6 protein-coding genes are annotated in these 6,027 nt (G+C 49.4%); 4 read left to right on the forward strand and 2 right to left on the reverse strand.

Annotated elements, in window-relative coordinates; all coding sequences use genetic code 11:
- On the reverse strand, nucleotides 1-667 hold a 667-nt coding region (locus tag MHN01_RS13665; protein ID WP_239411849.1), incomplete at its 3' end, for an acyl-CoA dehydrogenase family protein.
- A gap of 62 nt (nucleotides 668-729) precedes the next feature.
- Nucleotides 730-1,107, reverse strand: a complete 378-nt coding sequence (locus MHN01_RS13670) for a MerR family DNA-binding transcriptional regulator (protein ID WP_239411850.1) — start codon at nucleotides 1,105-1,107, stop codon at nucleotides 730-732.
- Between the two features lie 271 nt (nucleotides 1,108-1,378).
- Between MHN01_RS13670 and MHN01_RS13675 the strand changes: the two genes are divergently transcribed.
- From MHN01_RS13675 to MHN01_RS13690, 4 genes are all read left to right on the forward strand, one after another.
- Nucleotides 1,379-2,590 carry a thiolase family protein gene (locus MHN01_RS13675; RefSeq protein ID WP_239411851.1) on the forward strand — a complete coding sequence of 404 codons (1,212 nt, stop codon included), beginning with the start codon at nucleotides 1,379-1,381 and terminating at the stop codon, nucleotides 2,588-2,590.
- A gap of 79 nt (nucleotides 2,591-2,669) precedes the next feature.
- A complete protein-coding gene (locus MHN01_RS13680) occupies nucleotides 2,670-4,163 on the forward strand; it encodes a CoA-acylating methylmalonate-semialdehyde dehydrogenase (protein ID WP_239411852.1) in 1,494 nt (497 codons plus the stop codon).
- Between the two features lie 25 nt (nucleotides 4,164-4,188).
- A complete protein-coding gene (locus tag MHN01_RS13685; RefSeq protein ID WP_239411853.1) occupies nucleotides 4,189-5,358 on the forward strand; it encodes an acyl-CoA dehydrogenase family protein in 1,170 nt (389 codons plus the stop codon).
- 45 nt (nucleotides 5,359-5,403) lie between these two features.
- Nucleotides 5,404-6,027: enoyl-CoA hydratase (locus tag MHN01_RS13690; protein ID WP_239411854.1), on the forward strand; the 624-nt coding region annotated here is incomplete at its 3' end.

The raw sequence follows: 6,027 nt of genomic DNA on the forward strand, positions 1-6,027 counted from the left end.
CATGGAACACCAGTTCGCAGGTGTTGGAGCCACGCATCCCAAGCTTATCGAGTTTTTGCGCATGACTGAAACCAGCAAAATCACGTTCAATAATAAACGCTGAAATCCCGTGTGAGCCGGACTCGGGCTCAGTTTTGGCGTATACGACAAATGTCTGGGCATCAGGGCCGTTGGTGATCCACATTTTGCTGCCATTGAGGACGAAACTGTCTCCGTGTCGCTCAGCCTTAAGCTGCATACTGACAACATCTGAGCCGGCATTGGGTTCACTCATTGCCAGGGCTCCAACATGTTCGCCCGAGATTAACGGCGGTAGGTATTTGGCTCTTTGTTCAGAGTTCCCGTTACGATAGATTTGATTGACACAGAGATTCGAGTGCGCCCCATAGCTTAAACCCACAGAAGCGGATGCCCGGCTGATTTCTTCCATGGCAATAACATGGGCAAGATACCCCATGTTTGCACCGCCGTACTCTTCACTTACGGTGACACCGAGCAGCCCCATTTCGCCCATCAGGGGCCAAAGCTGGTTGGGAAACTGATTGTCCTGATCCGCTTGTGCTGCCAGAGGAGCAATGGCCTCGCTGGCAAAATTGTTTACCTGTTCGCGGAGCATGTCGAGGGTGTCGTCAAGGCCAAAATTGAGGGGCGTGAACAGATCTTTCATAACATCTCCGGTTAACCAAGTTGTGATGAACGGATGAAATTTCGATAGCGTAGTGGCTGTAGTCAGTGTGTCTCTGAGTTGTTCAGGGCCTGATGGCAACGGGCTTTGGCAATCTGGAGCTCATTTAGTACAACATTGATGTCATCAAGCTGGCGCTTCAAAATGGCCTGCTTATCGTCAATGATCCTCAGCATCTCATTGAGCTGGGCGTGGCTTTGGTTGGTGTCATAGAGTTCGAAAAGTTCACGTATTTCAGCCAATGAAAAACCCAGCCGCTTTCCTCGCAAAATCAGCTTGAGCCTGATTTTGTCCCGGCGTTTGTAGACCCGGGTATTGCCGTTTCTGGATGGGTGTAGCAGTCCGACATCTTCATAAAACCGAATACTTCGGGTTGTGATGTCGAACTCTTTCGCTAAGTCACTGATTTTGAAAGTCTCCACTTTACAGCCTCCTCAAGGCGCGGACTCACAACCTGGTGAGGTCCGGCAACAGTCTGGACTGAAATGATGAACTCAGTCTGCGACTACATTTGGCAATTATGCTGTACATAGGGTTGCCAACAGAATTACAAGTGTGATCAGTTTGTTTCTTAACGTTTACGTAAATGTTAGTGCTATGCTTACGTAAACGTCAAGAAATTGGGCCGGTTCTGACTATTATCAAAGGGCTTCAGTTTTTACTGTTATTGCTGTCTTCAAAGAGGGCGAAGTAATGGAAAAAAACGTTTGGATTGTCGCAGCACGCCGTACAGCTCTCGGAAGTTTTCAGGGGCAATTTTCTTCTTTCTCGGCACCAGAGCTAGGTACGTTTGCTATTCGAGGTGTGCTCGAAGAGATAGCAATCACTCCGTCAGAGATTGATGAAGTTTACATGGGGTGCGTGCTACCTGCCGGGTGCGGTCAGGCACCGGCAAGGCAGGCTGCTCTGGGGGCCGGGCTACCACATTCGGTTGGCTGTACCACCATAAATAAGGTCTGCGGATCCGGGATGAAATCTGTCATGCTCGCGAATGACTTGATCCGCGCAGGCAGTGCCAAAACTATTATCGCTGGTGGGATGGAAAGCATGACCAATGCGCCGTATTTGCAAAAAGAAGCCCGCAGCGGAATGCGATTAGGTCATCACACTGTTTACGACCATATGTTTTTGGATGGCCTGCAAGATGCCTATGACGGACATTTAATGGGCATTTATGCTCAGGAAGTAGCAGATAAATTTGAGTTCTCCCGCGAAGAGATGGACCAATGGGCGACGATGTCTGTTGAGCGGGCTGTAGCTGCGCAGCAACAGCGGATGTTTGATCGTGAAATAGTTCCCGTTAAAAACGAGGGTAAACATGGAGCCACCTTGATTTCTCAAGATGAGCATCCCGGTGAAATAAGCATCGAGAAGATCCCGGCACTGAAGCCGGCTTTTGCCAAAGACGGAAGTGTTACAGCAGCCAATTCCAGCTCAATTTCTGATGGCGCGGCAGCTTTGTTAGTGATGGATGCTGAGCAGGCCAGCCAGCAAGGGCTTGCGCCGCTCGCTATCATCACAGGTCATGCTACATATGCACAACGGCCTGCTGATTTTACAACAGCGCCTGTTTATGCCATCCGCAAGTTGCTTTCTGAACTTGAATGGTCTGTCGATGATGTCGATTTGTGGGAAATAAATGAAGCCTTTGCCGTTGTGACCCAGATAGCTGTTCGTGAACTGGAGCTTGATCCGGCAAAGGTTAATGTCCACGGAGGAGCCTGTGCACTTGGCCATCCAATAGGAGCTAGTGGAGCGAGAATTCTCGTCACGTTAATCCATGCTCTGAACAACAAACAGCAAGCCAAGACGAATAAGCAGAATTTGAAAGGCATTGCTTCGCTATGTATAGGGGGAGGTGAAGCGACGGCCATAGCTATCGAAGTTCCAGCGAACTCCGGCTAGTACACTTTATGTATGAAATACATTTATTCACGAATTTTCCCTTCTATTTATACAGGGTGACAAACCCTGAGGAGCAATTATGACCCAACATGTTCCTTTATATATTGATGGTGAGTTCCGCCAGTCGCAATCGCTGCAATGGGTAGACGTTACCAACCCGGCAGAGAATAGTGTTATTGCCAAGCTACCTTGTGCCACAGAGGATGAAATTGAAGAGGCCATATCCAGCGCTTACGAGACTTTCAAGTCATGGAAAGAAGTGCCGGTACCGGAACGCGCACGGTTAATGCTGAATTACCAGCAACTGCTAAAAACACATCATGATGAAATAGCCACGCTGCTTTCCAGTGAAACAGGAAAAATATTTGCCGATGCCAAAGGGGATGTCTGGCGCGGGATTGAAGTGGTTGAACAGGCCGCCAATATCGCCAGCCTGATGATGGGGGAAACGGTCGAGAACGTCGCGAAAGAAATTGATACCTATTCGATCATGCAACCATTGGGCGTGTGTTGCGGGATCACTCCATTTAATTTTCCGGCGATGATACCGCTATGGATGTTCCCGATGGCCATAGCGGCGGGGAATAACTTTGTACTGAAACCTTCTGATCAAGTGCCGCTGACTTCCATTAGATTGGCCGAACTGTTTGAGCAAGCCGGTGCGCCCAAAGGCGTGTTACAAATTGTTCATGGCCAACGGGAGCAGGTGGATTATTTACTGGCGCACCCGCAAATTAGAACCATCTCTTTTGTTGGTTCGGTGCCAGTTGCCCGTCATATCTACCAGACAGGGACTCATCATCTCAAACGTGTTCAAGCGTTTGCCGGGGCAAAAAACCACATGGTCGTGATGCCGGATGCCAACAAAGAGCAGGTGATTAATAACCTGGTGGGTTCATCGGTTGGCGCTGCCGGTCAGCGATGTATGGCAATTTCTGTTGCGGTTCTGGTAGATGGTGCCAAAGAATGGATACCTGAGTTAAAGCAGGCTATGGCAAAGATCCGGCCCGGGGCTTGGGATGACGAAAATGCCGGTTATGGTCCTTTGATTAGCCAAAAAGCCAAAGATCGTGTTTTACGCCTGATCCGCGAGGGTAAAGACCAAGGTGCTGTCTGTGAGCTGGATGGTAGCCACTGCGAAGTTGAAGGTTATCCAGATGGCAATTGGGTCGCACCGACACTATTCAGTAGTGTACAAACATCGATGTCTGTCTATCAGGAAGAGATTTTCGGTCCGGTATTGCTTTGTGTCGAGGTCGAGACCCTGGAAGAAGCTATTGCGCTAGTCAATGCCAACCCGTACGGCAACGGGACATCAATCTTCACCGCCTGTGGCGCTGCTGCCCGTAAGTATCAGCATGAAATTCAGGTTGGGCAGGTCGGTATTAATGTTCCGATTCCGGTGCCGTTACCATTTTTCTCTTTCACCGGGTGGCGAGGAAGCTTCTACGGTGATCTGCATGCGTATGGCAAGCAGGCCATCCGTTTCTACACTGAAACAAAAACAGTCACCTCTCGGTGGTTTGATGATGATATTCCAACCGGACCAAATTTGACGATCCACCTACGTTGATTTACCAACGCTAAGGGAGACGAAGATGGATTTTGAACTCAATGAAGACCAACGCGCTTTTGCTGATACGGCTCGGCAGTTTGCCAATGAACGTTTGGAGCCACTAGCGGCTGAATGGGATGAACAACAGATATTTCCTAAAGAGGTGCTGCGAGAAGCGGGTGAACTAGGCTTTCTGAGCCTATATGTGCCAGAAGAGCAGGGAGGCCTAGGCTTAACTCGGCTAGATGCTTCCATTATTTTTGAGCAGCTTTCGATGGGATGTACCTCAACCACGGCCTTTATGACGATTCATAACATGGTTAGCTGGATGATAGCTTCTTTTGCTACCGAGCAGGCAAAGGTGGCATTTTGTCCGAAATTACTGACGGGAGAATGGCTGGCTTCATATTGTCTGACCGAGGCCAATGCTGGATCTGATGCGGCATCACTGACCACAATGGCTGTTAAGAAGGGTGATAGTTATGTGCTTAACGGAGCCAAGGCTTTTATCTCCGGCGCAGGTGAAACGGATGTGCTTGTAGTAATGGCAAGAACTGGCGGTTATGGTTCGAAAGCGACTGGAGCAAGTGGTATTTCGGCCTTTATTGTACCGGCGGAGGCTGCCGGGATCAGCTACGGAAGAAAAGAGCCCAAAATGGGATGGAACAGTCAGCCGACACGTGCAGTGACGTTCGAAGATGTTGAAATCCCAGCGGATAACTTGCTTGGTAGTGAGGGAGAAGGCTTCAAGTTTGCAATGAAGGGATTAGATGGCGGGCGGATAAACATTGCATCTTGCTCGTTAGGTACGGCCCAGCATGCCCTTAATCAGGCAAAGCAATATGTGACAGAGCGGCAGCAGTTTGGCCAGTCACTGTCTCAATTTCAGTCGGTTCAGTTCAAGCTAGCAGATATGGCTACAGAATTGGTTGCAGCCAGACAGTTGGTTCGTTATGCCTCAACCAAGTTAGACCGACAAGATCCCGAAGCGACAGCATACTGCGCAATGGCGAAGCGGTTTGCGACAGACATTGGTTTTAAGGTCTGCGATCAGGCTCTTCAACTCTATGGCGGGTATGGCTACATCAAAGAGTATTCGCTGGAACGCCATTTCCGTGATGTGAGAGTCCATCAAATCTTAGAAGGAACCAATGAGATCATGAGGCTCATTATTTCACGACGGGTACTAAAAGAAGGGACCGAGCTACTTTAATTCGAACTTGGATAGACCAAGCCAATAGAGATAAAGGAAGCCATTATGTCAGACAACAACGCGATATTAGTCGACATTGACGGCCATGTCGCCGTGCTTACCATGAATAATCCTCCTGCAAATACCTGGACGGCAGAGAGTCTTGTTCAGCTCAGAAAGATAATCGAGATACTAAACAAAGACAAACATATTTATGCCTTGGTGATAACCGGGCAGGGCGAGAAGTTCTTTTCTGCCGGCGCTGATCTGAAATTATTCGCCGATGGTGATAAAGCCGTGGCAGTTGAAATGGCTCAGTGCTTTGGGGTGGCTTTTGAGACTTTGTCAGCTTTTCGAGGGGTATCCATCGCGGCAATCAATGGCTTTGCCATGGGAGGCGGATTAGAAGTTGCACTGGCTTGCGATATTCGAATTGCCGAGGCCCATGTCGAAATGGCATTGCCAGAAGCTAAGGTAGGTCTGCTGCCATGTGCCGGAGGTACTCAGAATTTGACCTGGCTGGTGGGAGAAGGTTGGGCGAAACGAATGATCTTGTGCGGGGAGCGGGTTAGCGCCTCTCGGGGGCTTGAAATTGGCTTGGTTGAAGAAGTCGTGGCGTCGGGGCAGGGGCTCGAGAGTGCCATGAAGCTGGCTAATTCTGTAGCTAACCAGTCTCCTTCATCTGTGGCG

It is taken from the genome of Photobacterium sp. OFAV2-7 (assembly GCF_022347985.1).
Classification (GTDB): Bacteria; Pseudomonadota; Gammaproteobacteria; order Enterobacterales; family Vibrionaceae; genus Photobacterium.